This is a genomic window from uncultured Nitrospira sp., assembly GCA_902500695.1.
Lineage (GTDB): Bacteria > Nitrospirota > Nitrospiria > Nitrospirales > UBA8639 > Nitrospira_E.
This window is the reverse complement of the sequence record CABVRQ010000142.1, coordinates 1-4,604: the sequence shown is the minus strand read 5'-3', so window position 1 is coordinate 4,604 and position 4,604 is coordinate 1. Positions and strand designations below refer to the sequence as shown.

Genomic DNA, 4,604 nt, shown 5'->3' with positions numbered 1-4,604 from the left:
GGTAGTGTCGACAGCTTTGTCCCTTGCGTTGGGCACTGTGTTATTCCTTGTTGTGCGGAAACGAATTGACCGACGCTCGCGGTTGGGCTCAGGGCCTACTTGTCACGCTCAGGGCGTGCTCTCACGAGCGCCGATCAAAACCGTGACGGGACGGAGGAGTGAACGACCGCCCCGTCATCCGGTGCCCGTAGTCGTGCTGGCAGTCAGCGGACCCTCACGGTCGTGGGCACCACTAAAGGGACCAATACAAAATGCCCGCGAGAGCTGGATGGATCAAGTCCAGCAAGTAGCAGGATCAAGTGGCCCCTTCTCGTGGGCCGTCGGGGCTTACGCCTCGACGGACTCCATCTCGACGACTTCCTGGGTCCCGCCGCCCTCGCGGGCCGCACGCGCCTTCTTCGGGCGCTCGCGCTTCTCGAGCTTGCCGTCCTTGACGAGCGCCGAACGGTAATAGTTCGTGTGCTGCGCCGGGTTCTCGGCCGCCTTCGTGCCCGGGAAGTTCTCCTGGATCGCGGCGTGGATCTGACAATCCGTGATGGACGGGTCACCCTTCTGCTCGAGCAGGAGGTTGATGATGAGGCCGCTGATCGTCCGGCGGGGCGCCTTCGTCTTGGCTGCGGTGTCCTCGGTGGGCTCCGCGGAAACTTCCGCCGATGCCTTCGTCACGCGTCGCTTCTGGTTCTCGCTCATGGTAATACTCGGCTCCTTGTCGTGAATTTCGTGCCAGTCCAAATCGAGCTGGCCTTTGACCACGTCTCTCGCGGGCTTGATCGCTATGATCGGTTGAGTGTCCCCCGTAATGACGCGGTAGAGTTTGATTATCACGGAGTCATGCATGTGGTCAGCCTGCCAGATCGTGTGCATCCTCTATTACGAACGTAATGTTGTGCTGTCGAAACCACCGCGAAGCGAAGGCGGCCAACGTCTCTATGGCAGGGACCTACTCAAACGGTTGGTCTTTATCCGCCGCAGCCGGGAATTGGGTTTTTCGCTTGAGGAGATTCGGACACTGTTCAGGCTGGTTGACGGCAAGCGGTACACGTGTCAGGAAGTGAAGGGGGTGACGGAGCAACATCTTAAGAATGTCAGTAAGAAAATCGCAGATCTGCGAAGGCTTCAAAAAATACTTCGTTCGATTTCCTCTCAATGCGAAGGAGGTTGGATTTCGGACTGTCCTATTATTGAATCGCTGTTTGCAGAACAGCAACGAATCACACAGTGAAACCCAGGCACGAAGATACGCGTTCCCAAAGCTTCTCGATCACTCTGGCGCAATCGTTCCCATGATAGTCAAGACCCTAAAGACCCTTGGACAAAAACTGAAAGTCGAAATCCGCGTCTATCGGCTCGTGTTACGTGACAAAAGGACCCCACTCCTTCCTAAGGTATTGTTGGGGTTGGCCCTCGTCTCAAATGACAAAGGGAAGAACCACCTATCATCAAACAATTGGAGTTAGGCGAAACACGGAGAATCACAGCATGCAGAGCTTCCCTATTTGAGTTAGCCCTTAAACTGGCCGACATATTTTTTAAACATTGACGAGGCATAAGTCACATGATACCTTCCGAGATGCCGCGTAGCGTAAACAATTAGACAGACCATTTTGAGAAGAGCAAGGATTGCGGGCGTATGAAAGTATGGGTTTCCCTCCTTTTATTTGGGATCTTCAGTCTCCCCTTTCTTCATGACCATCGCATCCAACTGGCAGAAGCCGGATATGGAGCCCAGGGTCCTGAACAGGCAGGTCTGGTCCGCCATGTTCATCTGTCAGAGCATTCTTCTCACGTACCCCAGCCAGAATCTGGTGAGCACCAGAACCAGAACCTATGGCCAATTCTTGACCATGTTTCCCTCATCACCCTGACTTCAGGTTCGAGCACTAACCTTTTCACCATTCTGCCCATAGTCGACGCTTCGCCCAATGACTATCCGTCACCTGATCTACCTCAAAGTTTATGGGAGTCAACGTCACCTGTTCGCGGAAGTCCGCTGAACACATTCAACTCTGTCCTTTCTTCCACAAGCCTTCCTCTTCCTATCCATTCAGGAAGAGCTCCACCTCTTTTCCCTTTGTAATACATTTCCATTCCCTACAGTTTTAGCAAGTCATTGCTAGCCATTTAACGGATAGCCCAGGTGTGGGCTGGCTGCTGCACTTTTTCTGCCTCATGAGTTTGTGAAGATCCGGCTTATCGAGGCTGTGAATGTTGTTGGGACTCTTGAGTCTTGTCTATCAAAAGTAGATTGCGCGTTGAATCTGAAAGAAGGTAGACCATGAAACGAATGTTTTTCTGGGCTTTGGGTTTTATTGTGTTAGTTGTCGTGGGTGTGACGGCCATTCTCGGTGGAGGATTTCGTCTGGATTCCCTCATCGGTTCACAAGATTTAGAGGAAGGTCCAACGGAGCCGGACCCCATTTCGATTACCTTGTGGTCTGACAAGGCCGAGCTTTTCTTGGAGTATCCGCCATTTGTGGTGGGGCACGCCTCCATCTTCGCTGCGCATCTGACTGACCTTCGAAATTTTCGACCTGTCATAACTGGCAGTGTTGAAGTTCGGATGACCAGGAAGGGACAACCACCTTTATCCTTTTTGGCCTCGGCCCCCCTCAGGGCAGGGATATTTACCCCTTCCGTCACCATGCCGGAACCTGGAACCTATGCCATGGAGCTGTCACTCAAGAGCGAAGCCCTCAACGAAACCTTTCGCATTCCTAAGGTAAGGGTGTTTTCCAGCGCGACCGAGGTCGAACGGCAGACAGAAGAGCCAGAACCGCTGAACCTTCAAGAGGAAGTCACCTTTTTAAAAGAACAGCAATGGAAGGTTGAATTTGCCACGAAAGCGGCCACCAATCAGATCCTGACTTCCACCATCAGGGCCCGGGGAGGCATTATCTCCAAAATGGGGCAAGAGGTTGTGGTTACGGCACCAGCCACTGGCCTGATTGTATTGTCGGCCTCTGCCCGTCCTCCTATCATGGGCCAGATGGTAGAAAAAGGAGAGGTCCTCGTAGCGATCACACCAGGATTTTCCACGGCGAGTCGGGCTGAATTGGAGTCGGCTGTCTCACAAGCCGAATTACAACAAGCGCAGGCCCAACGGGAGCTTGATCGTGCACAACGCTTATTTGCGGAAAAGGTTCTAGCCCAAAAACAGGTCGAGCAAGCGAATACCACCTTTCTTCTGGCCAAAAATAAATACGCGGAAGCTCAAAAGCGTTTGGCGTCCTTAACGCTGACTCAACAGGTTGGTCGCGCTGACACTCGTGACCGGACTCAGGATTTCCTTCTTCGGGCCCCGATTCAAGGGGTGATCGTCAAGGCTGCCCTGACTCTGGGATCCAGAGTCGAGGCTGGAGAAGAATTGTTCACGGTCATCAATATGGATCACGTGTGGGTCGAAGCTCGGGTCTATGGGTCCGATGTTTCGAAAATTTCTCCAAACGCCAGGGCTTCCTTTCAGCCTCAAGGCATGACCGAACTGATCTTACCTGACCAAGTCAACACCCGCTTGGTCGCTATTGGCAATGTCATCGACCCTGCAACCAAAACGCTCCCGGTGATTTTTGAAGTGGAAAACCCCAACCATAGTCTGAAGGTGGGCATGCATGCGGACGTGTTTATTGAAACAGGAGACAAAGTGGAATCCGTCGCCATTCAGTCAACTGCCGTGCTGCACGAAAGCGGGAAAAAAGTGGCCTTTGTCCAAACCGGTGGGGAGACGTTCGAAAAACGGTTCATCACCACGGGCGTCACGACCAGCCTTGAAGATGAAGAGGTGGTACAGATTCTAGAAGGCATTGAAGCTGATGAACGTGTGGTCACAAAGGGGGCCTATGCTATCAGGCTGGCCGCAGCGTCAGGCGAAATTCCAACCCATGCCCATTAACGTATCGAACTGATGAGTAACAATTCATGGTGATGTTTCACGGAAAAAAACAAATGGGAATGACATGATCGCACTTATTGAATGGTCATTAAGAAACAGACTGATGGTGTTGGCGGTGTCCGTGTCCACGCTTGTGACCGGAGTCATCTTAGCCCGGAGCATGCCTGTGGACGTGTTCCCTAACCTGACCGCGCCCACCGTCACGATTCTGACTGAGGCCGCCTCACTCGCGCCGGAGGAAGTGGAAACACTGGTGACCCTGCCTATTGAAACCGTCATGAACGGGGCGACGGGTGTGCGTCGTGTGCGCTCGGCTTCTTCGATTGGCTTTTCTATTGTCTGGATCGAATTTGACTGGGGCACCGATGTGTACCGGGCACGACAAATCATCAGTGAGAAGCTTCAACTGGTGGGAGACCGTCTCCCTCCTGAAGTTCGGCAACCCGTCCTCGCGCCCATATCTTCTATTATGGGTGAGATATTGTTTCTGGGAGTACGGGGTCCGGATTTCCAACAAGCCCGAACCCTCGCCGATTGGGAGATTCGACGACGATTGCTGGCCATTCCTGGTGTTGCACAGGTGATTCCGATTGGAGGGAATGTCAAACAATATCAAGTGTTGGTTGCCCCGGAACACATTCAGATTGCCCATCTCTCGTTATCGGATATCGCGCGGGCGCTTGAACATAACAATACGAATGCGAAGGGCAGGTTT

General features: G+C 52.9%; 4 protein-coding genes. 3 read left to right on the top strand and 1 reads right to left on the bottom strand.

Annotated elements, in window-relative coordinates; genetic code table 11:
• Positions 1-327: 327 nt before the first annotated feature.
• A complete protein-coding gene (locus tag AAH187_RS18755) occupies positions 328-837 on the bottom strand; it encodes a hypothetical protein (protein ID WP_342350016.1) in 510 nt (169 codons plus the stop codon).
• On the opposite strand from AAH187_RS18755, the gene AAH187_RS18750 reads away from it, so the two are divergent.
• The 3 genes from AAH187_RS18750 to AAH187_RS18740 all read left to right on the top strand — a co-directional run.
• Positions 836-1,222 (top strand): MerR family DNA-binding protein, encoded by a 387-nt coding sequence (locus tag AAH187_RS18750; RefSeq protein WP_342350015.1) that lies wholly within the window; start codon positions 836-838, stop codon positions 1,220-1,222. The two genes, AAH187_RS18755 and AAH187_RS18750, sit on opposite strands and share 2 nt — an antisense overlap.
• A gap of 1,053 nt (positions 1,223-2,275) precedes the next feature.
• Positions 2,276-3,889 (top strand): efflux RND transporter periplasmic adaptor subunit, encoded by a 1,614-nt coding sequence (locus tag AAH187_RS18745; RefSeq protein WP_342350014.1) that lies wholly within the window; start codon positions 2,276-2,278, stop codon positions 3,887-3,889.
• Between the two features lie 64 nt (positions 3,890-3,953).
• Positions 3,954-4,604: efflux RND transporter permease subunit (locus AAH187_RS18740; RefSeq protein ID WP_342350013.1), on the top strand; the 651-nt coding region annotated here is incomplete at its 3' end.

What these genes read in the sequence shown, in the direction of transcription:
- AAH187_RS18750 (WP_342350015.1), top strand. Translation starts at nt 836, where the DNA reads ATGTGGTCAGCCTGCCAGATCGTGTGCATCCTCTATTACGAACGTAAT.
- AAH187_RS18745 (WP_342350014.1), top strand. Translation starts at nt 2,276, where the DNA reads ATGAAACGAATGTTTTTCTGGGCTTTGGGTTTTATTGTGTTAGTTGTC.
- AAH187_RS18755 (WP_342350016.1), bottom strand. Translation starts at nt 837, where the DNA reads ATGCATGACTCCGTGATAATCAAACTCTACCGCGTCATTACGGGGGAC.